Origin of the sequence: Caulobacter sp. 602-2, assembly GCF_011043625.1 — a bacterium.
GTDB lineage: Bacteria > Pseudomonadota > Alphaproteobacteria > Caulobacterales > Caulobacteraceae > Caulobacter.
The window spans coordinates 15,156-35,267 of the sequence record NZ_JAAKGT010000011.1; the positions used below are offsets into that span (position 1 = coordinate 15,156).

Annotated in this window: 19 protein-coding genes and 1 other RNA gene; 9 read left to right on the forward strand and 11 right to left on the reverse strand. The window is 70.3% G+C overall.

What is annotated here, in order from left to right:
* Positions 1–210: 210 nt before the first annotated feature.
* From G5B46_RS18940 to G5B46_RS18950, 3 genes are read left to right on the forward strand one after another with little or no spacing between them, the layout of a single operon-like run.
* Positions 211–852 carry a TetR/AcrR family transcriptional regulator gene (locus G5B46_RS18940; protein WP_101713963.1) on the forward strand — a complete coding sequence of 214 codons (642 nt, stop codon included), beginning with the start codon at positions 211–213 and terminating at the stop codon, positions 850–852.
* 43 nt (positions 853–895) lie between these two features.
* Positions 896–1,939: an alpha/beta hydrolase gene (locus G5B46_RS18945; protein ID WP_165261411.1), complete on the forward strand. Its 1,044-nt coding sequence runs from the start codon at positions 896–898 to the stop codon at positions 1,937–1,939.
* Positions 1,936–2,913, forward strand: a complete 978-nt coding sequence (locus G5B46_RS18950) for an NADPH:quinone oxidoreductase family protein (RefSeq protein ID WP_165261413.1) — start codon at positions 1,936–1,938, stop codon at positions 2,911–2,913. Before G5B46_RS18945 ends, G5B46_RS18950 begins: the two co-directional genes overlap by 4 nt.
* Here G5B46_RS18950 and G5B46_RS18955 read toward each other — a convergent pair.
* From G5B46_RS18955 to ffs, 5 genes are all read right to left on the reverse strand, one after another.
* Entirely contained in the window at positions 2,903–3,274 is a 372-nt protein-coding gene (locus tag G5B46_RS18955; RefSeq protein ID WP_165261415.1) for a hypothetical protein, read from the reverse strand. The two genes, G5B46_RS18950 and G5B46_RS18955, sit on opposite strands and share 11 nt — an antisense overlap.
* Before the next feature lie 10 nt (positions 3,275–3,284).
* Entirely contained in the window at positions 3,285–3,887 is a 603-nt protein-coding gene (recR, locus tag G5B46_RS18960) for a recombination mediator RecR (RefSeq protein ID WP_165261417.1), read from the reverse strand.
* A 340-nt stretch (positions 3,888–4,227) separates the two neighbouring features.
* Positions 4,228–4,557, reverse strand: coding sequence for a YbaB/EbfC family nucleoid-associated protein (locus G5B46_RS18970; protein ID WP_165261419.1), 330 nt, complete (start codon positions 4,555–4,557; stop codon positions 4,228–4,230).
* A 124-nt stretch (positions 4,558–4,681) separates the two neighbouring features.
* Positions 4,682–6,526, reverse strand: a complete 1,845-nt coding sequence (locus G5B46_RS18975; protein WP_165261421.1) for a DNA polymerase III subunit gamma/tau — start codon at positions 6,524–6,526, stop codon at positions 4,682–4,684.
* A gap of 82 nt (positions 6,527–6,608) precedes the next feature.
* Positions 6,609–6,707, reverse strand: an RNA gene (ffs, locus tag G5B46_RS18980) — signal recognition particle sRNA small type.
* A 147-nt stretch (positions 6,708–6,854) separates the two neighbouring features.
* Between ffs and nudC the strand changes: the two genes are divergently transcribed.
* Positions 6,855–7,799, forward strand: coding sequence for an NAD(+) diphosphatase (nudC, locus tag G5B46_RS18985; protein ID WP_165261423.1), 945 nt, complete (start codon positions 6,855–6,857; stop codon positions 7,797–7,799).
* A gap of 165 nt (positions 7,800–7,964) precedes the next feature.
* Here the strand turns inward: nudC and G5B46_RS18990 are convergent, their stop codons facing one another.
* The 3 genes from G5B46_RS18990 to thrB form a co-directional block, all read right to left on the reverse strand.
* Positions 7,965–8,381, reverse strand: coding sequence for an MAPEG family protein (locus G5B46_RS18990; RefSeq protein ID WP_165261425.1), 417 nt, complete (start codon positions 8,379–8,381; stop codon positions 7,965–7,967).
* A 72-nt stretch (positions 8,382–8,453) separates the two neighbouring features.
* Positions 8,454–8,900: a ribonuclease HI gene (rnhA, locus tag G5B46_RS18995; RefSeq protein ID WP_109102588.1), complete on the reverse strand. Its 447-nt coding sequence runs from the start codon at positions 8,898–8,900 to the stop codon at positions 8,454–8,456.
* Positions 8,897–9,859, reverse strand: a complete 963-nt coding sequence (thrB, locus tag G5B46_RS19000) for a homoserine kinase (protein ID WP_165261427.1) — start codon at positions 9,857–9,859, stop codon at positions 8,897–8,899. The genes rnhA and thrB overlap by 4 nt, the downstream gene beginning before the upstream one ends.
* 93 nt (positions 9,860–9,952) lie before the next feature.
* Here thrB and G5B46_RS19005 point away from each other — a divergent pair, with 93 nt between their 5' ends.
* Positions 9,953–10,174, forward strand: coding sequence for an AbrB/MazE/SpoVT family DNA-binding domain-containing protein (locus tag G5B46_RS19005; protein ID WP_165261429.1), 222 nt, complete (start codon positions 9,953–9,955; stop codon positions 10,172–10,174).
* Positions 10,175–10,180: 6 nt separating this feature from the next.
* Positions 10,181–10,573: a type II toxin-antitoxin system death-on-curing family toxin gene (locus tag G5B46_RS19010; protein WP_165261431.1), complete on the forward strand. Its 393-nt coding sequence runs from the start codon at positions 10,181–10,183 to the stop codon at positions 10,571–10,573.
* 3 nt (positions 10,574–10,576) lie between these two features.
* Here the strand turns inward: G5B46_RS19010 and ispH are convergent, their stop codons facing one another.
* Positions 10,577–11,539 (reverse strand): 4-hydroxy-3-methylbut-2-enyl diphosphate reductase, encoded by a 963-nt coding sequence (ispH, locus tag G5B46_RS19015; RefSeq protein WP_165261433.1) that lies wholly within the window; start codon positions 11,537–11,539, stop codon positions 10,577–10,579.
* A 184-nt stretch (positions 11,540–11,723) separates the two neighbouring features.
* On the opposite strand from ispH, the gene G5B46_RS24215 reads away from it, so the two are divergent.
* Both G5B46_RS24215 and G5B46_RS19025 read left to right on the forward strand, forming a co-directional pair.
* Positions 11,724–12,425: a Tat pathway signal sequence domain protein gene (locus G5B46_RS24215; RefSeq protein ID WP_205691768.1), complete on the forward strand. Its 702-nt coding sequence runs from the start codon at positions 11,724–11,726 to the stop codon at positions 12,423–12,425.
* A complete protein-coding gene (locus tag G5B46_RS19025; RefSeq protein WP_165261435.1) occupies positions 12,422–14,263 on the forward strand; it encodes an arginine--tRNA ligase in 1,842 nt (613 codons plus the stop codon). The genes G5B46_RS24215 and G5B46_RS19025 overlap by 4 nt, the downstream gene beginning before the upstream one ends.
* A gap of 139 nt (positions 14,264–14,402) precedes the next feature.
* Here G5B46_RS19025 and G5B46_RS19030 read toward each other — a convergent pair whose 3' ends face one another.
* The gene (locus G5B46_RS19030; protein ID WP_165261437.1) at positions 14,403–15,803 is read right to left on the reverse strand and encodes a glycoside hydrolase family 28 protein; all 1,401 of its coding nucleotides are present in this window, start codon (positions 15,801–15,803) and stop codon (positions 14,403–14,405) included.
* Between the two features lie 222 nt (positions 15,804–16,025).
* On the opposite strand from G5B46_RS19030, the gene G5B46_RS19035 reads away from it, so the two are divergent.
* Positions 16,026–17,465, forward strand: coding sequence for an aldehyde dehydrogenase family protein (locus G5B46_RS19035; protein ID WP_165261439.1), 1,440 nt, complete (start codon positions 16,026–16,028; stop codon positions 17,463–17,465).
* 171 nt (positions 17,466–17,636) lie between these two features.
* Here the strand turns inward: G5B46_RS19035 and G5B46_RS19040 are convergent, their stop codons facing one another.
* Positions 17,637–20,063, reverse strand: coding sequence for a M20/M25/M40 family metallo-hydrolase (locus G5B46_RS19040; protein ID WP_165261441.1), 2,427 nt, complete (start codon positions 20,061–20,063; stop codon positions 17,637–17,639).
* Positions 20,064–20,112 lie beyond the last annotated feature (49 nt).

The window sequence follows — 20,112 nt, forward strand, 5'->3', positions numbered from 1 at the left end:
GGGGAGGTGGCCCGAAGGGCCGGAGGGGGGACGTTCTCAGCTTTCCGGGCGCCGGCCGTCGCATCAGCCACACCCCCCTCCGTCGCCTTTGGCGACACCTCCCCCAGAGGGGGAGGATCTTGATGCATCCCCTCTTGCTCCGCGCCCGGAACGAGGCTCAAATCCTGACGGGGCGTCATTGACGCCGCCCAACAAAAGAGCCGCGCCTCGATGTCGAACATCGCCTATTTCCCCGCCATGCCGCCGCGCGAGGACAATCGCCCGGGCAAGCGCGAGCGCACCAAGACCGCCAACCGCCAGGCCATCCTGGACGCGGCGCGGCAGGTGTTCGGCGAACTGGGCTATGACGGGGCCACGGTGCGCGACATCATCCGCCTGACCGGCCTCGCCTCGGGCACCTTCTACAACTACTACAAGTCCAAGGAGGAGGTGTTCGACGCCCTCGCCGACGACGGCGCGCGGCGCTTTCGGCCCCTGCTGCGCGTGGAGTTCGAGAAGGCGACCGACTTCGCCTCGTTCCTGCGCGGCGCCATGCGGGCCTATTTCGACTTCCTGGCCGCCGAGCACGAGACCTGGCGGGTCAACCGCCCCGCCGGCGAGACCCATCCGCAGGTGCGCGCCACCCCCGAGGTCACCGCCGTGTTCGCCGAGGTGCGCGAGGCCTTCGAGCGGGTGCTGGAGCGCGACCACGCCCCGCCGGTCGACCTCGACTACCTCACGGCCGCCTGCATCGCCGTGGCCCGCGAGGTCGGCGACAAGATGCTGGAGCGCCGGCCGATGGACACCCAGGGCGCCACCGCCTTCGCCGTCGGCCTGATCCTCGGCGGCCTGCCGGCGCTGCCCAGGCCCTAGCGGCCGATCCTTCTCCCCACCTCCAGAAGAAAAGAGCCCCCGAATGGCCGACGTCCAGAAGCTGGTCCTCAAGACGATCCTGTCGCTGCCGACCCCGATCCTGCGGGCGCTGAGCGGCGGGGGCGTCGTCTATCGCGGCGGCCGCACGCTGGACCCGCGCTTCCAGTTCTTCGCCAACGCGGCCAAGGGGCTGCCGTCGATGACCACCCTGTCGCCGGAAGAGGCGCGGGCGGGCAGCGCCAAGGGCCTGCTGGCGGTGTCGGGCCCGCCCGAGGTCGGGGTGCGCAACGAAAGCCTGACGATAGACGGTCCCGGCGGCCAGATCCCGATCCGCGCCTATCGTCCGGCCGAACAGGACAGTTCGGCGCCGCCGATCGTCTTCGCCCACTTCGGCGGCGGGGTGATCGGGGATCTGGAGACCTGCCACGCCTTCTGCGGGATCCTGGCCCGCATCGCCAGGACCGCCGTGCTGTCGGTCGACTATCGCCTGGCGCCCGACCATCGCTTTCCCGCCGGTCTCGACGACGTGCTGGCGGCCTATCGCTGGGGCCGCGACAACGCCGCCCGCTTCGGCGCCGCGCCGGGGCAGGCAGCGATCGGCGGCGACAGCATGGGGGGCAACTTCGCCGCCGTGCTGGCCCAGGAGATGAAGCGCAGCGGAGAGGCCCAGCCGGCCTTCCAGCTGCTGATCTACCCGGCCGTCGACGTGGCCAGCGAGACGCCGTCGATGGCGATCTATGCCGACAGCTATCCGCTGAGCCGCCCGATCATGGAGTGGTTCATGGGCCACTACATGGGCCCGGAGGCCGATCCGGCCGATCCGCGCCTGTCGCCAGACAAGACCGAGGACCTGACCGGCCTGGCGCCGGCCCTCGTCGTCACCGCCGGCTTCGATCCGCTGGTCGACCAGGGCGAAGCCTACGCCAAGCGGCTGATCGCGGCCGGCGTGCCCACCACCTACCGCTGCTACGACAGCCTGGCCCATGGCTTCACCGCCTTCACCGGCGCGGTGCCGGCGGCCGACGCCGCCTGCCGCGAGATCGCGGGCCTGGTGCGGGCGGAGATCGAAGGACGGCGCGGCGCGTGAAGGCGCTTGTCGTCGAGCGTCTGGCGCAGGACTTCGCCGGCTGCGCGGTGAGGGAGGTCGCGACCCCGGCGGCCGCCCAGGGCGAGGCGCTGGTCCGCATCCGGGCCGCCAGCGTCAACTTCCCCGACCTGCTGATGACCCGCGGCGAGTACCAGCTGAAGCCGGACCTGCCGTTCACCCCGGGCCTGGATTTCGCCGGCGAAGTGGCGGCGCTGGGCCAGGGCGTCGACGGACTGGAGGTCGGCGCGGCGGTGGTCGGCGGAACGCGAACCGGGGCCTTCGCCGAGTACATCGCCGTTCCGGCCAAGGCGCTGAGGCCCAAGCCCGCGCGGCTGTCGTTCGGCGAGGCGGCGTCCTACGGCGCGGCCTATCTGACCGCGCGGGTGGCGCTGGTGCGGCGCGCCAATCTCCAGCCCGGCGAGTGGGTGCTGGTGCACGGCGCGGCCGGCGGCGTGGGGCTGGCGGCGGTGGATCTGGCCAAGGCCATGGGCGCGAAGGTGATCGCGGCCTCGGCCTCCGACGACAAGCTGGCGCAGGTCTCGCGGCTCTACGCCCCCGACGCCGTCGTCAATGTCGCCGGCGGTTTCCGCGACCAGGTCAAGGCGATCACCGGCGGGCGCGGCGTCGACGTGGTCTATGACCCGGTGGGCGGCGATGTCTTCGACGAGAGCCTGCGGTGCCTGGCCTTCGACGGGCGGCTGCTGGTGGTCGGCTTCGCTTCGGGGCGGATCCCGACGGTCTCGGCCAACATCCCCCTGATCAAGGGGATCTCGGTGATGGGCGTGCGGGCCGGCGAGTACGGCCGTCAGTTCCCCGACAAGGGCGCCGAAGACCAGGCCGCCGTCTGGGCGATGGCGCAGGCCGGGACGATCCGGCCCCACGTGCACGCCGAGGTTCCGCTGGAGCGCTGGCGCGAGGCGTTCGACCTGCTGGCGCAGCGTCGCGTGATCGGCAAGGCGGTCATCACGCCATGACCGGCGGGCGTTGATAGACCACGAAGCGCGCGACGCGGGTGGAGCGCATGGCCTCGACCATCTCGTCGTCGCTGTAGCCTGGCAGGGTCTCCAGCCAGGCTGCGAACGCCTGGGCGCCCTGGGCCTCCAGCGGGAAGACGCCGACCGGATCGGTCGAGGCGTCGTGGAGCAGGAAGACCACGTCGTCGCCCCACGGCCCGCTGTCGTCGGTGGCCACCACGACCTGCCGCAGGTCGGCGAGCGCCAGGCGGCGGGGCGGCGAGCGCCCGTCGGTGGTGAGGATCGCGCCGTCGACGATCTCCACGCGCCAGGGGCTGGGCGGATTGGCGTGCGACAGCCATGTCTTCAACCAGCCCAGCATCGTGTTCCTCCTAGGCCGGCCGCCTGGCCCTCAGCGCCTGGGCGATCGTGCCGTCGTCGAGCCAGTCGAGGTCGCCGCCGACGGGAACGCCGCGGGCCAGCATCGTCACCGGCACGTTGGTGTTGGCGAGGCGATCGGCGAGATAGTGGGCGGTGGTCTGGCCGTCGACCGTGGCCGGCAGGGCCAGGATGACCTCGGCCACTTGCCCGCTGGACGCGCGCTCCAGCAGCTCGCCCACCCGCAAGGTTTCCGGGCCCACGCCGTCCAGAGCCGACAACAGGCCGCCCAGCACGTGGTAGCGGCCCTTGAACGAGCCGCCGCGCTCCATCGCCCACACCGAGCCGACCTCCTCGACCACGCACAGCAGGCGCACGTCGCGCGAGCCGTCCGCGCACACGGCGCAGGGATCGGTGGTGTCCAGCGAGCCGCAGGTGGAGCAGGTCTTCACCTTGGCCTGGGCATCGGCCATGGCGGCGGCCAGCGGCGCCAGCAGCGCATCGCGCTTCTTCAGCAGGGCCAGCGCCGCCCGTCGGCCCGAGCGCGGCCCAAGGCCCGGCAGCTTGGACAGCAGGGCGATCAGGCGCTCGATCTCGGGTCCGGCGGAGGCGGCCATCAGCGGTTTCTCATCCAGTAGGGGACCCCGTCGAAGTCGGCGAGCGTACCCGTCGATATATGGTCGCCGTCCTCGAACGGCCGCCATGCGCGGTCCTTGCGGTCGGTCCAGCGGACCTTCCGGACGTTCGAGGCGAAGCGCAACTCGCCGACGCCGTGCTCGGCGTACGATCGTTGCGCCTCGACCAGCGACGGCGGGTTGGCGCCGCCGCAGCAGGTCGGATTGGCGAACTGAAACGGATCGTCTTCCCAGAAGCAGATCCGGCAGATCTCGTAGCTTCCTCGTTCGACTAGGCCTACGTAGCCGCAGCAGGCGCAGGCGATGGTCCGCCGGGTCCAGATCAGAACTTCATCCCGGGCATGCCGCCCATCAGCCCGGCCATCGGGCCGGCGGCTTCCTGCATCATCTGGGCCTGCTTGGCTTCCAGCTTCTTCTTGGCGTCGGCGTGGGCGGCGACGATCAGGTCGGAGATCACCTCGCCTTCGCCCGGCTCGATCAGGCTCTCGTCCAGCACGACCTTCTTGAGGTCGCCGCCGCCCGACAGGGTGACGGTGACCATGCCGCCGCCGGCGGTGCCTTCGATGACCACCTCGGCGAGGCGGGCCTGGGCGTCGGCCAGCTTCTGCTGCATGGCCTGGGCCTGCTTCATCAGGCCGCTGAGGTCTTTCATGGTCTGCTCCAACTGCTGGCCCGAAAACCTCGCCCTTCGATGGGCTCAGGGTGGGGTTTCCTACTGACGGGCCTTCAAAGTAGCCCTCATCCCGAGCTTGTCGAAGGACGAGGGCGGTTCTCTCCTAGTCCTCGGCCTCGTCCGGCTCGATCGGCGCGGGTTCGGGGGCCAGGACCTTGCGGATCTCGACGATCTCGGTGCCGGGGAAGGCCGACAGCACCGAGGCGACGAACGGATCGGCCTTGATGGCGGCCAGGGCCTCGCGCTCCTCGCGCTTCTGGCGCTCCATCAGGCTTTCGGCGCCGCCGCCGCCTTCCGCGGCGACCAGCCAGGGCTGGCCGGTCCATTCCTTCAGCGCGCGGACCAGGCGCCCGGCCAGGTTGCCGGGGGCGCCGGGGGCGGCCTCGAAGGTGATCGCGCCGGGACGGAAGCTGATCGGGCGGACGAACTGCTCGACGTCGAGGCGCAGCCCGATGTCGCGCTTTTCGGCGATCAGCTTCAGCACGTCGTCGAACGAGGCCAGCACGGGGGCGGCCGGGGCGGTCCCGATGGCGGCCATGGCGCGCGGCGCGGCCGAGACGGCTCCGCCAGGGGCCGCGCCGCCACCGACGGCGACGCCGCCGCCCGGACCGGCGCCCGGATTGCCGCCGTCGCGCAGGGCCTTCAGCGCGTCTTCCGGACCCGGCAGGTCGGCGGCGTAGCACAGGCGGATGATGGCCATCTCGGCGGCGGCCATGGCGTCGGGCGCGCGGCGCACCTCGTCGTGGGCCTTGAGCAGCATCTGCCACAGGCGAGCCATGGTTCCGGCGCTGGTCTGGGCGCCGACCGAGGTCAGACGCGCGGCCTGCTCCTTGGGCATCGACAGGGCGTCTGGGCCCAGGGCCTTGGCCACCGAGGCGGCGTGGCAGTGGTCGAGCAGGTCGAGCATCACCACCACCGGGTCGGCGCCGAAGCCCCACAGCTGGCGGAAGGTGGTCAGGGCCTCGCCCGGCTTGCCGCTCATCACCTGTTCGAAGAGAGCGATGGTCTGGCTGCGGTCGGCCAGGCCCAGCATGTCGCGCACGACGGCGGCGGTGACCGTCTGGGCCTTCTCGGTCTGGACGATGGCCTGGTCGAGCAGCGACAGGCCGTCACGGGCCGAGCCCTCGGCGGCGCGGGCGATCAGGGCCAGGGCGTCGGGGTCGATCCTGGCGCCTTCGCGCTGCGAGATGCGGTCGAAGTGCTTGGCCAGCACGTCCGGCTCGATCCGGCGCAGGTCGAAGCGCTGGGTCCGCGACAGGATCGTCACCGGCACCTTGCGGATCTCGGTGGTGGCGAAGATGAACTTGGCGTGCGGCGGAGGCTCTTCCAGCGTCTTCAGCAGCGCGTTGAACGCGGCCGTCGACAGCATGTGCACTTCGTCGATGATGTAGACCTTGTAGCGCGCCTCGACCGGGGCGTAGCGCACCCCGTCCAGCAGCTCGCGCATCTCGTCGACCTTGGTGCGGGAGGCGGCGTCGAGCTCCAGCACGTCCATGTGCCGGCCCTCGATGATGGCCCGGCAGTGGCGGCCCTCGGTCGAAAGGTCGACGCTGGGGCCGTGGACGGTGTCGCTCTCGTAGTTCAGGGCGCGCGCCAGCAGGCGGGCGGTGGTGGTCTTGCCGACCCCGCGGACGCCCGTGAGCATGAAGGCGTGGGCGATGCGGCCGGTGCTGAACGCGTTGGCGAGCGTCCTGACCATGGCCTCCTGGCCGATCAGGTCCTCAAAGGTGCGCGGGCGGTACTTGCGGGCCAGCACGGTGTAGGCCGCGCCGGCCTCTTCGGCTTCAGGCTCGGGCAAGGGCTTGGCCGTCACGGGAGCAGGGGCGGGCGCCGACGCCTCGCCGAAGATATCGGCCGTGTTCTCGTCGCGCTCGGGCGCCTCCTCACGATCGAAGGCGGGCTCGTCCCAGGGGGGAGCGGAATCGGGCGTGAGGTCGTGGTCGGCCATGGGCGCAGTCTAGAGCGTCGAGCGGCGCGGCAAAAGGCTCACGGGCGGCCGCGTCGCGTCTGCTGACAGAATTTAAGGGGTAAGGTGGAGACCGGCGGGCGACCCGAGGGTGATCTCGTTGTGGCTGCTGCCTTCCGGCCCTGACCAGGTTGGCGAGGCCATCGTCCGTCGCCGATCTCCGAGGGGGTATATCGCGACTCATCGCGCGATATGCAAGCGCCAAGCGCTCCGTCCGGTGACGACTCTTCGCCGCCGGTCCGTCGCTGGGCGGGCGCCGGACGCCAAAACCCCTTACACTTTGCCCGGCCAGCCTCTACAGAATCGACCCATGCCGCTTTCCGAGATCGTCAACATCTTCGCGGGCAATCCGCTGGACCGCGCCGGCGAGCGCCGAGGCGACGCCAGCTGGATCGCCGAGAAGCTGGAGGACCCCCAGTCCCTGGCCGTCGCCGTCTGGAACGGCAAGGTGCTGGTCGAGGATTCGCCTTCAGCCGACGACGAGCCGACCGGCGTCCAGATCGCCTATCTGCGCGCGGACATGGCCAAGGAGCTGGCCGGCACCGACGAGCGCCTGCTGTTCATGGGCCTGTGGAAGGACATCGCGGTCTTCGCCGTCGACCTGGAGGGCGCGGCCGACCCGTCGGAAGGCGCGCTGCAGGGCCTTGGCCGGTTCGAGGAACTGCGCGGCGCGGCCGCGACCCTGCCCGCGCCCGACGCCGGCATCCTGGCCACCGCCAAGTCGATGTTCGAATGGCGGCGCAAGCACCCGTTCTGCGCCAACTGCGGCAACAAGAGCGACGTCGTCGACGGCGGCTGGAAGCGTATCTGCCCCTCCTGCCACGCCGAGCATTTCCCGCGCACCGACCCCGTGGCGATCATGCTGGCCGTGCACGGCGGCAAGTGCCTCTTGGGCCGTCAGGCGGCCTGGCCCGCCGGCATGTTCTCGGCCCTGGCCGGCTTCGTCGAGCCGGGCGAGACCATCGAGGAGGCCTGCGCCCGCGAGCTGAAGGAAGAGGCGGGCCTGGTGGCCACCAAGGTGCGCTACCATTCCAGCCAGCCCTGGCCGTTCCCCGCCTCGCTGATGATGGGCATGATCGCCGAGGTCGACAGCGACCAGGCCGCCCCCGACCAGACCGAACTGGAAGCCGTCCGCTGGTTCGACAAGGACGAGGCCAAGGCCCTGATCCGCGGCGAAATCGAAGACGCCTTCGCCCCGCCGACCCTGGCCATCGCCCATCAGCTGATCAAGACCTGGTGCGAGTCTGAAGACTGATCCTTCTCCCCCTTGCGGGAGAAGGTGGCGGCGAAGCCGCCGGATGAGGGGTCTCTCAAACGAAAGCCGCCTCGCCCGGCGTTTCCGCCCTCGCAGCGTTGATATTTGAAAGACCCCTCACCCGACCCGCTTCGCGGCCCACCCTCTCCCGCAAGGGGAGAGGGATCAGGAAATGAGCTTCACCCACTCCCTGACCACCAGCGCCACCAGCACCAGCGTCGACAGGCCAAAGGCCAGGAACCGCGCCATCACGATGTTGACGCTCGCCTGCACCAGGCTGTGCGCGATCCGCAGCGCCACATAGGTCCAGGCCAGGGCCAGCGCGGTTCCGTCCGCGTGGCCGGCCACGGCGATGGCCAGGGCCGCCGCGTAGAAGATCGTCGGCTGCTCCATCAGGTGGTTGTAGTTGTGGGCCGCCTGCCGGGCGGCGTCGGGCAGCACGTCCAGCGCGCCGGGGAACCGGGCGTCCTGCGGCTTGATCCCGGCCTTGGTCATCGCCGGCAGCCGCTGGGCGTACATCCACGCCCACATCACCAGCGACCAGCTCACCAGCGCCAGCACCGGCGCGATCATCGTGTTCATCTCGTTGCCTCCCCAGGTCGTGTTTGGGGGAGGCTATCGGCGAACCCGCGCGACGCGAAGCCTGCCGTTTCGTCAGCGCTTCTTCAGCGTCTCTTCCATGCCGCGACGGGCCAGTTCGTCGGCGCGTTCGTTGTGCTCGTGGCCGGCGTGGCCCTTGACCCAGCGCCAGTCGACCTCGTGGCGCAGGCGCGCCGCATCGAGGCGCTGCCACAGGTCGACGTTCTTCACGGGGCTCTTGTCGGCGGTCTTCCAGCCCTTGGCCTTCCAGCCATGGATCCACTGGGTGACGCCCTTCATCACGTACTGGCTGTCGGTGTGCAGTTCGGCCTTGGTCGGGCGGTTCAGCGCCTCCAGGGCCATGATCGCGCCCATCAGCTCCATGCGGTTGTTGGTGGTCGCCAGCTCGCCGCCGCAGATCTCCTTGCGCTTGTCGCCGTACATCAGCACCGCGCCCCAGCCGCCGGGGCCGGGATTACCGCGGCAGGCGCCGTCGGTGTAGATGACGAGCTTGGGGGTCACGCGCGGCCCCCGAACAGCGACAGGCCTTCGCGGTGGACGGCCAGCTTGCGCTCGTACTCCAGCGGGTCCTTCGGGCGCACCAGGGCGCCGGCGGGCGTGGCGTTCCAGTCGGCCAGGCGGGTCAGGAAGAAGCGCATGGCCGCGCCGCGGGCCAGCATCGGCAGGGCGTCGCGCTCGGCCGGGCTCAACGGGCGGCGGCGCTCGTAGCCGGCGATCAGCCCTTGCGCTGCGGTGATGTTGAAGCTGCCGTCGGCCTCGAAGCACCAGGCGTTCAGGGTCACGGCCACGTCGTAGGCGTAGGCGTCGTCGCAGGCGAAGTAGAAGTCGATGGTCGCCGCGAACTTGCCGTCGGTCCGGAAGAAGACGTTGTCGGGGAAATAGTCGGCGTGGATCGTGCCCGTGGGCAGGTTGCGCGGCCAGGCCAGGGCCATCTCGGCCAGGTCCTTGTCGATCGTCGCGGCCAGGCCCGGCTTCAGGTCTTCGGCGGCCTGGCGGTGCTTGGAGAACAGCGGGGCCCAGTGCGGCTGGCCCAGGTCGTTGGCGCGGCGCCCCGCATAGCCTTCGCCGGCCAGGTGCAGCCAGGCCAGGCCTTCGCCGGCCTCGCGGCAGTGGGCGGGGGTGGGCTTGCGCACCGACAGGCCCGGCATGAACTCGACGATGGCGGCGGGCTTGCCGCGCAAGGTTTTGAGAGTCTTGCCCGTCTTGTCGCCGACCGGCCGCGCCGAGGGATAGCCGCGATCGGCCAGCCAGCCCAGCAGGTCGAGGAAGTAGGGCAGGTCCTCGGGGCGCGCGCGGCGCTCGTAGACCGTCAGAATGTAGCGGCCGGTCTCCGTCTCCAGCAGGAAGTTGGAGTTCTCCACGCCCTCGGCGATGCCCTTGAACGCCAGCGGGGCGCCCAGGTCGTACTCGGCCAGGAAGGCTTCGAGCTCTTGATCGGTGATGTCGGTGTAGACGGCCATGGGCGCGGGATGCGGCGCCGCGCGCTGGCGGTCAAGCGGCTCCTGTCGGCGGCAAGAGGGGCGTGCTATGGTTTCTGCCGCAAGGAGCGCTCCATGATCGAACTCAAGATCGAGCAACAAGGCGAGGCGGTTAAGGTCGAACTGACCGAGGAGCTGCTTGTCCTGCTCGGCGCCAAGGCCGGCGATACGCTGGTTATCGACGGCGAGGCGGGTGGCCCGTTCACCCTGGCGGCGCGATCGACGGACGAGCGCTTCGAACGTGGCCGGGCTTTCCTCGAACGCTATCGTTCGACCTTCGAGGCGTTGGCGAAGTAGTCGCCGGTGAACGAGCCGGTCTGGATCGACGAGGCGCTGCTGATCCGTTGGCACGACTTGGTGCTGGCCGAGACGGGCGGCGCAAGCGGCGTGCGGGATCAGGGTCTTCTGAATTCGGCCCTGGCTCGTCCGGTGAACCGTCATGCCTATGAGGGTGTCGCGGACCTGATCGAGCTCGCCGCCACCTATGCCGTAGCTGTCGCCTCGAACCACCCCTTCATCGACGGCAACAAGCGCGCGGCATTCATGGCGCTCGGCATGTTCCTCGAGGACAACGGTCTTTGGCTCGCCGCGGCGCCTGACGATGCAACCGAGGTTATGTTCGCGGTCGCGGCCGGCGAGATCGGCATCCCTGAATTGACCGACTGGCTGCGCTCGCGCGTCATCGACGCGCCCTAGTCGTCAGGCCGTCGTCAGCAGGCGCGGCAGCTTGAAGGTCACCGTCTCGCGGGCTTCGACCAGTTCCTCGATCTCCAGGTCGAAGTGGCCGCTGATGGCGTCGATGACGCCCTGCACCAGGTCTTCAGGCGCCGAGGCGCCGGCGGTCAGGCCGATGCTTTCCACGCCCTCGAACCAGCTCCAGTCCAGGCCCGAGGCGTCGTCGATCAGGTAGGCGGCCTTGGCGCCGGCCTTCAGGCCCACTTCCTTCAGGCGCACCGAGTTGGACGAGTTGCGCGAGCCGACCACCAGAATGAGGTCGGAGGCCTCGGCCAGCATCTTCACCGCGTCCTGGCGGTTGGTGGTGGCGTAGCAGATGTCTTCCTTGTGCGGCGCGGCGATGCCGGGGAAGCGCTCCTTGAGCATGGCCACGATGTCGGCGGTGTCGTCGACCGACAGGGTGGTCTGGGTCAGGAAGGCCACGTTCGAGGCGTCCTTGGGCTGCCAGGTGCGCGCGTCGTCGATGTCCTCGATCAGGGCCACCGTGCCCTCGGGCAGCTGGCCCATGGTGCCCACGACCTCCGGGTGGCCGGCGTGGCCGATCAGCACGATCTCGCGGCCGTTGTCGAAGTGCTTCTGGGCCTCGACGTGCACCTTGGAGACCAGCGGGCAGGTGGCGTCGAGATAGATCATCTCGCGGGCCTTGGCTTCGGCCGGCACCGACTTGGGCACGCCGTGGGCCGAGAACACCACCGGGCGGTCGTCGGGGGCCTCGGTCAGCTCCTCGATGAAGATCGCGCCCAGGGCTTTGAGCCGATCGACCACGTGGCGGTTGTGGACGATCTCGTGGCGCACATAGACCGGCGCGCCGAACTTCTCGATGGCCCGCTCGACGATCTGGATGGCCCGGTCGACCCCCGCGCAGAAGCCGCGCGGGCTGGCCAGGAACAGGCGAAGCTTGGGACGGATCGGGGCGGGCGTGGTCATGGCGCGGAACCTAAGCGTTCGCGGCTCCGGGCGCCAGACGTCGCGAAGGCGCCCGCGCATGGCGTTTTGACGACGCCGCTGCAACGTGCGCCCGTTGCGAGGTCACGCATATGCCTTTATCAGGCTGCATGACGCCGGGTGGGGCCTTTCCCTTTCTGGCAATCCTTCTCGAACCGGACGTTTCATGCGCCGCACGCTTTCCGTCGCCTTCAGCGCCCTGATGGCCCTGTCGATCGCCGTCACCGCCACCAGCGCCTACGCCCAGGGCGGTGGCCGCGGCGGCCAGGGCGGCGGCCAGGAGGACGACGGCTCCAAGAAGAAGAAGCGCGACGAGGAGTGGAACCAGCCCAAGGCTCCGCTGGCCCAGCTGCGCAACGCCGGCCCGTGCCCCTTCGTGAAGGTGCTGTACGACGCCAGCCGCTATGTCGAGTTCAAGGGCGGCAAGGAAAGCGCCGCGGCCACCGCCTACACCGGCGAAATCCAGGGCGTGTCCTCGGGCTGCGCCTACAAGAGCGACGACCCCATCAAGATGCAGGTCGAGGTGCTGTTCTCGCTGGGCCGCGGCCCCGAAGCGACCGAGAGCCGCAAGACCTATCGCTACTGGGTGGCCGTGACCGAGCGCAACAAGGACGTCCTGGCCAAGGAATACTTCGACCTGCCGATCACCTTCCCGGCCAGCGGCGACCGCGTCTACGCCACCGAGAAGCTGCAGACCATCACCATCCCGCGCGCCGAAGCCACGACGAGCGGCAGCAATTTCGAAGTCCTGATCGGCTTCGACGTCACCCCGGAAATGGCCGCCTTCAACCGCGACGGCAAGCGCTTCCGCGTCAACGCCGGCCAGGCCGCCCAAGCCCAGCAAGCAGGGACTCCTCCTAAGCAATGAACGATTTGAAGCGGTCCTTGAGCGAGGCGGCCGCGGCCGCTTTCCAGGCCGCCGGACTGTCTCCCGACTTCGGGCGCGTCACGGCGTCCGACCGGCCCGACCTGGCCGACTTCCAGTGCAACGGCGCCCTCGCCGCGGCCAAGAGCGCCAAGCGTAACCCCCGCGAGATCGCCGTCCAGGTGGTCGAGCAGCTGAAGGCCGATCCGCGCCTGGCCTCGGTCGAGATCGCCGGCGTCGGCTTCATCAACATGCGCGTCAGCCCCGCGGCCCTGGCCGCCCGCGCCGACGAGATCGCCGCCGACGAGCGCGCCGGCGCCAGCCTGCTGGAAGAGCCGCGCCGCGTGCTGGTCGACTATGCCGGCCCCAACGTCGCCAAGCCGATGCACGTGGGCCACCTGCGCGCGTCGATCATCGGCGAGTCGATCAAGCGCCTGTACCGCTTCCGCGGCGACCAGGTGGTGGGCGACGCCCACTTCGGCGACTGGGGCTTCCAGATGGGCCTGCTCATCACCGCGGTGATGGACGAGGACGCCTTCATCGCGGCCCTGATGGACAAGCTGCCGGACGCCCCGCGCGACTTCTCCGACGCCGACGCCGCCAAGGTGCGCGCCGAGTTCACCGGCCGGGTGACCCTGTCCGACCTCGACCGCCTGTATCCGGCCGCCGCCGCGCGCGCCAAGGAAGACGCCGAGTACCGCGACCGCGCCCGCAAGGCGACGGCCGACCTGCAGAACGGCCGCTTTGGTTATCGGCTGCTGTGGAAGCACTTCGTCGACGTCAGCCGCGTGGCGCTGGAGCGCGAGTTCCACGCCCTGGGCGTCGACTTCGACCTGTGGAAGGGCGAGAGCGACGCCGACCCGCTGATCGCGCCGATGGTGCGCCAGCTGGAGGACAAGGGCCTGCTGGTCGAGGACCAGGGCGCCCGCATCGTCCGCGTGGCCCGTCCGGGCGAGACCAAGAAGAAGAAGCTGCCCGACGGCTCGGTGATCGAGGTCGAGAGCCCCGATCCGCTGCTGGTGGTCTCGTCGGAAGGCTCGGCCATGTACGGCACGACCGACCTGGCCACGATCCTGGATCGTCGCCAGTCGTTCGACCCGCACCTGATCCTCTACTGCGTGGACCAGCGCCAGGCCGACCACTTCGAGCAGGTGTTCCGCGCCGCCTACCTGGCCGGCTACGCCCAGCCGGGCGGCCTGGAGCACATCGGCTTCGGCACCATGAACGGCGCCGACGGCAAGCCGTTCAAGACCCGCGCCGGCGGCGTGCTGAAGCTGCACGACCTGATCGAGATGGCCCGCGAGAAGGCGCGGGAGCGCCTGCGCGAAGCCGGCCTTGGGTCGGAACTGTCGCCGGAAGCCTTCGAGGAGACCGCGCACAAGGTGGGCGTCGCCGCCCTGAAGTTCGCCGATCTGCAGAACTTCCGCGGCACCTCCTACGTCTTCGACCTCGACCGCTTCACCAGCTTCGAGGGCAAGACCGGCCCTTACCTGCTGTACCAGACCGTCCGTATCAAGAGCATCCTGCGCAAGGCGGCCGAGCAGGGCGCCCAAGGCGGACCCGTGATCGTCGCCGAGCAGGCCGAACGCGACCTGACCCTGCTGCTGGACGCCTTCGAGGGCGCGCTTGGCGAGGCCTACGACAAGAAGGCCCCCAACTTCGTGGCCGAGCACGCCTACAAGCTGGCTCAGGGCTTCTCGAAGTTCTACGCCGCCTGCCCGATCCTGGGCGCCGACGAGCCGGCCGTGCGCGCCTCGCGCCTGACCCTGGCCCAGACGGCGCTCAAGCAACTGGAGCTGGCGCTGGACCTGCTGGGCGTCGAGACGCCCGAGCGGATGTAAGACGAAGATCCTCCCCCTTTGGGGGAGGTGGCCCGAAGGGCCGGAGGGGGGACGTTTTCAGCCGCCGCCGAATTGGCCGGCCTGGAAGCCTCTCCCCTCTCCGTCGGCTTCGCCGACACCTCTCCCACAGGGAGAGGGCCTACTGCGTCGAAAACCCCGTCACGTTCTCCGTCTTCACCGGTCCGGCGACCTTGCCGACCGACACCCGGCGCAGCCGTACGTCGCGGATCGGCAGGTCCTTCTCGCCCTTGAGGCTGCACACCGAGCCGGCTTCGGCGACGCGCACGTCGCTGACCCGCAGGCCCTCGATCGCGGTGAGCCGCCGCTCGTAGGTCGGGACCAGGGTGCGCCACTGGTAGAGGACGTCGGTGTCGACCGCGAGCACGCTGCCGGCGATCTTCGTGGCGCTGACATTGCGCATGTGGATGTTGCGCACAAAGCCGCCGCGCCGCTCGTTGGTCTTGACGAACAGCAGGTTGGCGATCGGCACGGCCCAGCCGTCCTCGCCCTTCCCGTCGCCGGTGAAATGGCAGTTGTCGACGAAGACGTTCTCGATCCCCGCCGACAGTTCGCTGCCGACGGCCATCAGCTGGTGGCCGTTCCTGATCTGGCAGTCGCGCATGACGACGTTGCGGGTGGGAACCCCTAAGCGCCAGGCGTCCTGGTCGCGGCCCGACTTCACCGACACCGCGTCGTCGCCCTGGTCGAACACGCAGTCCTCGATCAGCACGTTCTGGCTCATCTCCGGATCGACGCCGTCGTTGTTGTGGCCGTGGGCGCGGATCTTCACCCGCCGGATCACGACGTCGGTGCAGAGGAACGGGTGGATCACCCAGAACGGGCTGTCCTCGATGCTGACGTCCTCGATCAATACGTGGCGGCAGCGGTTGAACTGGATGAACTGCGGGCGAAGGTTGGCCTCGCCGGCCGTCATCCGGCGAGCGTCCACCGGCTCGCCCTTGGCGGCCTGGTGATAGAGCGCCACCAGGGCGTCCATGTGCGGCTTGGGCCGCTTGTACCACTCGCGCCAGACGTCGAGTTTCGCCTTCAGCCGGCCGGGGCCGGTGATCGCCACGTTCTCGCACGCGAAGGCGTAGACCAGCGGCGAGTAGTTCCAGCACTCCAGCCCCTCCCACGTCGTCTGGACGGGCGGCAGGTAGTCGGCGGGCTTTTCCGAGAACAGCAGGGTCGCGCCCTTGGCCAGGTGCAGGGCGACGTTGCTTTTCAGGTGCACCTTGCCGGTAGGCCAGGTTCCTGCAGGCACCACCACCACGCCGGCGCCGGCCGCATTGGCCGCCTTGATCGCCGCGGACAAGGCGGCGCTGGTCCTGCCCTGGTCGCCCTGGTCGGCGCCGAAGTCGGTGATGGGAAACCGCCGGGCGCTCGAAAAGTCGGGCACGCCGATCGAGGGCATGTCGAAGGGCGCGGTCGGGCGCACCAGCTTGCGGGGCAGGGGGCGAGCCAGGGCCAGGCCCGGCAGCAGCGGCGCGGCCAGTCCGCCCGCCAGCGCCATCCGCCGGCTCGGTAGGTCGAAAGCCATGCCGCGTCTCCCCATGCGTCGGGCGTCACGCGCCCGTGTTGCAGCATTCCTCACATGTTGGAATTTGAAGTCAATATTCGGGAGTTGGGGCCCGGCGCTGGCGGCGTCGCCGGGTGGGGCGGCGCGGGAAAGCCCTTCCCACCTGATCGCCGATAATTAGAATGAGCGTTTGAAAGAGCGCCGCCCCCGTCCCAGGTTAGAGCGGCCCGGCAGGAGGAACCCATGCGCGACTACCTGAAGTTCTACATCGACGGCCAGTGGGTCGAGCCGAAGTCCGACAAGACGGTGGACGTCATCAATCCCGCCACCGAGGCCGTGGCCGGCCGGGTGACCCTGGGTTCGGTCGAGGACGTCGACCTGGCGGTCCGCGCCGCTCGCAAGGCCTTCGCGACCTATTCCCAGACCAGCCGCGAGGAGCGCATCGACCTGCTCGAGCGGATCATCGCCGAGTACCAGAAGCGCTTCGAGGACATGGCCAAGGCCATCACCGAGGAGATGGGCGCCCCCGCCTGGCTGGCCCAGCGCGCTCAGGCCGCGATGGGCATCGCCCACGTCCAGACCTCGCTGCAGGTGCTCAAGGACTACAGGTTCGAGGAAGATCGCGGCACAACCCGCCTGGTGAAGGAGCCGATCGGCGTCTGCGCCTTCATCACCCCGTGGAACTGGCCGGTGAACCAGATCGCCTGCAAGGTCGCGCCGGCCCTGGCCGTGGGCTGCACCATGGTGCTGAAGCCGTCCGAGGTCGCGCCGTTCTCGGCCTGGGTGTGGACCGAGATCCTCGAGGCCGCCGGCGTGCCGGCCGGCGTCTTCAACCTGGTCAACGGCGACGGCCCCACGGTCGGCGCCGCGCTGTCCAGCCATCCTGAAGTCGACATGGTGTCGTTCACCGGCTCGACCCGCGCCGGCATCGAGGTGGCCAAGAACGCCGCCCCGACCGTCAAGCGCGTGCACCAGGAGCTGGGCGGCAAGAGCCCCAACATCATCCTCGACGACGCCGACTTCCAGCGCGCCGTCGGCGGCGGCGTGGCGTCGGTGATGATGAACTCGGGCCAGTCGTGCAATGCGCCCACCCGCATGCTGGTGCCGGCGGGGCGCATGGACGAGGTGATCGCCATCGCCAAGGCCGCCGCCGAGGCCCACACGGTGGGCGATCCCAGCGGCAATTCCAAGCTGGGCCCGGTGGTGTCCGAGGTGCAGTGGACCAAGATCCAGGGCCTGATCCAGAAGGGCGTCGACGAGGGCGCGACCCTGGTGGCCGGCGGTCCGGGCAAGCCCGAGGGGCTGGAGACCGGCTACTACGTCAAGCCGACCGTCTTCGCCAACGTCACCCCCGACATGACCATCGCCAAGGAAGAGATCTTCGGCCCGGTGCTGTCGATCCTCGGCTACGACAGCGTCGACGAGGCCGTGGCGATCGGCAACGACACTGAGTACGGCCTGGCGGCCTATGTCTCGGGGACCGATGCGGGCGAGGTGCGCAAGGTGGCGAGCAAGCTGCGCGCCGGCCAGGTCAACCTCAATGGCGCCAGCCCCGACCTGATGGCCCCGTTCGGCGGCTACAAGATGAGCGGCAATGGCCGCGAATGGGGCGACCACGCCTTCGGCGAGTTCCTCGAGACCAAGGCCATCCTCGGCTACGCGCCCAAGCAGGCGGCGGAGTAAGGCAGCCCTTCTCCCACTGAGCTCCCCTTCTCCCAGAGGGAGAAGGGGGGGGGCCAAGCCGCAGGCTTGGGAGGATGAGGGGTTTATGCGGTGAGGGCGTAACCCCTCACCCTCCCACCGCTGCGCGGCGGGCCCCTCCCTCTCCCTATGGGAGAGGTTTTCAGGGGCGGCTCACCACCGCACGCTGGCCCGGGTCAGCACCAGGGTCTTGTCGGAGACGCCCCAGCCCATCAGGCCGTCGGGCTTGGCGCCGGGCGAGGGGGCGGCGCGGGGCCAGCCTTCGCGGGTTTCGAGGGCGGCGGCCTCGACGTGGCCGCTGCCGTTCAGGCGGCTGAAGCTCAGGGTCACGCCGTTCGGATCGGGGGCGTGGTAGGTCAGGCTGGTCCATTCGCCGCGCTTGGTGGCCAAGGGGACGGGGCGGCCGTTCAGGCGCGCGCCGGCCAGCATGCCGTCGGGCTTGATGCGCAGGGTGACGTACTCGGCGCCGGGGCCGGGGATCACCCGCACCAGCAGCCGCTCGCCGGCCTGCTCCAGCACCAGCTGCGGCGGATCCAGCGGCACGGGCCGCGTTTCGGCCATCCACACCTTGGAGCGGAAGAAAGGCGGCAGGTCGCGCTGGGCCGGCGCGCCGCCCTGTGCGGTCAGGGCCCCGCGCGACCAGGCGTCCAGGCGCGGCAGGGTCGAGATCCGCCAGGCCTGGCCGCTGGACAGGTCCGACAGGTGGGCCGCCTCGGTCAGTTCCGGCCGGGCCGGCGTGGCGCCCGCCAGCACCGCATAGGCGACGAGGCCGCCGCCCAGCGCGGCGACCAGGGTGGCGGGAATGGCCGCCAGCTTCAGGGCCGAGAAATCGTGGGCCAGCGGCACGAGGGCGGGCAGGGCCAGCAGGCCGAACGCCGCCAGCACGGCCGGCAGGGTCACGCCCAGTCCGGCGAAGGTCCACGCGCCCCAGGCACCGACCTGGGTGACGACCACGATCGCCGCCAGGGCGACGCAGGCGGTCAGGGCCCAGGCCACGCGGCGGTCGCGGGTGCCGCCCTTGGCCAGCACCAGCACGGCGGCGAGCGCGGCGACCAGCAGCGGCCAGACGGCCATCACCGAGCCGCCGGGCAGCAGGATCATGGCCGCGACGGCGATGGCCAGCAGGCCGACCAGGGCGCCGATCCAGGCCCCCAGCACGCCCACCGGCTTGCCCAGCGAGGCCCAGACCAGCACGGCGCTGCCCGCGCCCAGGCCGACGCCGATCGGATCCAGCGCGGGCGGTCCGCCGATCAGGCAGGTCAGGCCGCCGGCCGCCAGCGCCAGCAGGCTGGGCCAGATCCGCGCCGCGCCCTTGGCCTGGCCGATGACCACGGCCAGGGCCACGCCGACCAGGATGGCGGTGCAGCCCAGCAGCAGCGGATCAAACCGCCCCAGCAGGGCGTAGTGGGCCTGCAGGTCGGCGATGTTCAGCAGCTTGCCCGTCAGGTGCAGGACCAGCGCCCCGGAGGTTCCCACCAGCAGGAAGCCGCAGAGGCCCTTGAGCAGCTCGACGGCGCTGGTTCCCCGGATCATCAGGCCGCGCACCAGGGCGTACAGCACCAGCGCCCCGGCCAGGGCCAGCAGACCCCAGCCGACCGTGACCGGATAGCTGACCATGGTCAGGCCGAAGACGTCGGAATAGATGGCGTTGGGCGCCTTGCCCGGCAGGTCGGCGGCGCTGGCCAGGGCGCGGGCGGTGGGCAGCACCTGATCGCCGAAGTGCTGCAGGCTGCCCTGGTCGAGGTGGTCGGCGCGGGCCAGCGGGGTGTGATAGGCCAGTTGGTCGTCGATGAAGGCGAAGTTCAGCCCGGGCAGGCCGGCCTTCACCGCGTGGGTGAAGTCGGTGTCGTTGGGCATCTTCTCGTAGACGGCCGCGGCCAGCGAGTTGGCGGCCGGCCGCTTGGCCTCGCGGGCGAAGAGCGCCATCAGGGCGCCGTTCTGCGGGCCGGTCTGGAACATCGCCGCCCGGCCACTGTCGCCGCGGGCCTCCATGTTGATCACTACGCCGACCTTCTGGCGCAGCGGGTCGCGGGCGAAGAAGGCGTCGGCGCCCAAGAGGCCCTGCTCCTCGCCGTCGGTGAACAGGAAGATCACGTCGCGGGCGGGCGTTGGGCCGGCCTTCAGCGCGCGGGCGACCTCGAGGGCGGCGGCCACGCCGGCGGCGTCGTCGGCCGCGCCCGGCGAGTTGGCCACCGAGTCGTAGTGGCTCATGATCAGCACGGCGGGCTTGGTGCGATCGGCGCCGGGCAGCACGCCGATGACATTCTGCACCGTGCCCGCGGCGAGCCAGCGGCCGTCGTTGCGCGGCCCGGCATAGCCCTCGTCGGCGCGGACCGAAAGCTCCAGTCCCAGGGCGGTGATGCGGGCCATCAGGTGCTCGCGCACCCGCACGATGTCGGTCGAGCCGGTGGGGTGGGGACGCAGGGCGATGGTCCGCACGTCGGCCATGGCGCGTTCGGCGGAAAAGGCGTCTGGCGGGGCGCTGGCGGGAACGACCGGCGGGGATCTCTGCGCCAGCGCGGCCAGCGCCAGGCCCAGCAGCAGGCAGATCCAGAAACCGAGAAGTCTGATCGCTTTCATGCGCGGCTCGCCCTCGCGTCCATCCCCGGCCCGCGTCGAGGGTGCGGGT

Coding starts and splice junctions, on each gene's coding strand:
- G5B46_RS18940 (WP_101713963.1), top strand. CDS start 211: ATGTCGAACATCGCCTATTTCCCCGCCATGCCGCCGCGCGAGGACAAT.
- G5B46_RS18945 (WP_165261411.1), top strand. CDS start 896: ATGGCCGACGTCCAGAAGCTGGTCCTCAAGACGATCCTGTCGCTGCCG.
- G5B46_RS18955 (WP_165261415.1), bottom strand. CDS start 3,274: ATGCTGGGCTGGTTGAAGACATGGCTGTCGCACGCCAATCCGCCCAGC.
- recR (WP_165261417.1), bottom strand. CDS start 3,887: ATGGCCGCCTCCGCCGGACCCGAGATCGAGCGCCTGATCGCCCTGCTG.
- G5B46_RS18970 (WP_165261419.1), bottom strand. CDS start 4,557: ATGAAAGACCTCAGCGGCCTGATGAAGCAGGCCCAGGCCATGCAGCAG.
- G5B46_RS18975 (WP_165261421.1), bottom strand. CDS start 6,526: ATGGCCGACCACGACCTCACGCCCGATTCCGCTCCCCCCTGGGACGAG.
- nudC (WP_165261423.1), top strand. CDS start 6,855: ATGCCGCTTTCCGAGATCGTCAACATCTTCGCGGGCAATCCGCTGGAC.
- G5B46_RS18990 (WP_165261425.1), bottom strand. CDS start 8,381: ATGAACACGATGATCGCGCCGGTGCTGGCGCTGGTGAGCTGGTCGCTG.
- thrB (WP_165261427.1), bottom strand. CDS start 9,859: ATGGCCGTCTACACCGACATCACCGATCAAGAGCTCGAAGCCTTCCTG.
- G5B46_RS19005 (WP_165261429.1), top strand. CDS start 9,953: ATGATCGAACTCAAGATCGAGCAACAAGGCGAGGCGGTTAAGGTCGAA.
- ispH (WP_165261433.1), bottom strand. CDS start 11,539: ATGACCACGCCCGCCCCGATCCGTCCCAAGCTTCGCCTGTTCCTGGCC.
- G5B46_RS24215 (WP_205691768.1), top strand. CDS start 11,724: ATGCGCCGCACGCTTTCCGTCGCCTTCAGCGCCCTGATGGCCCTGTCG.
- G5B46_RS19025 (WP_165261435.1), top strand. CDS start 12,422: ATGAACGATTTGAAGCGGTCCTTGAGCGAGGCGGCCGCGGCCGCTTTC.
- G5B46_RS19030 (WP_165261437.1), bottom strand. CDS start 15,803: ATGGCTTTCGACCTACCGAGCCGGCGGATGGCGCTGGCGGGCGGACTG.
- G5B46_RS19035 (WP_165261439.1), top strand. CDS start 16,026: ATGCGCGACTACCTGAAGTTCTACATCGACGGCCAGTGGGTCGAGCCG.
- G5B46_RS19040 (WP_165261441.1), bottom strand. CDS start 20,063: ATGAAAGCGATCAGACTTCTCGGTTTCTGGATCTGCCTGCTGCTGGGC.